This window comes from Pseudomonas sp. 2995-3 (assembly GCF_002742565.1).
GTDB classification, from domain to species: Bacteria; Pseudomonadota; Gammaproteobacteria; order Pseudomonadales; family Pseudomonadaceae; genus Aquipseudomonas; species Aquipseudomonas edaphica.
This window is the reverse complement of the sequence record NZ_LJSB01000024.1, coordinates 1-230: the sequence shown is the minus strand read 5'-3', so window position 1 is coordinate 230 and position 230 is coordinate 1. Positions and strand designations below refer to the sequence as shown.

1 pseudogene is annotated in these 230 nt (G+C 36.1%); it reads left to right on the top strand.

Annotated features, from left to right (window positions below):
* Positions 1-230: pseudogene (locus AOA62_RS00085) on the top strand (cation transporter); the annotation flags it as partial.

Below are 230 nucleotides of genomic sequence, written 5' to 3'. Positions count from 1 at the left end.
ATTATATCTGGACCGAGAATAGGGGGACTTCTAAGTGTTACATTTGGGAATGCAGTAGAATTAACCATTTCCATTTTTGCATTAAAAGCAGGTTATATAAATATTGTTCTAGCCTCTCTGACCGGTGCAGTTATCAGTAACTTACTCCTTGTTGCGGGGTTGTCGTTTTTTATCGGGGGATTAAAGTATAAACGTCAACAATTTAATATTCACGATGCAAGACATAATAT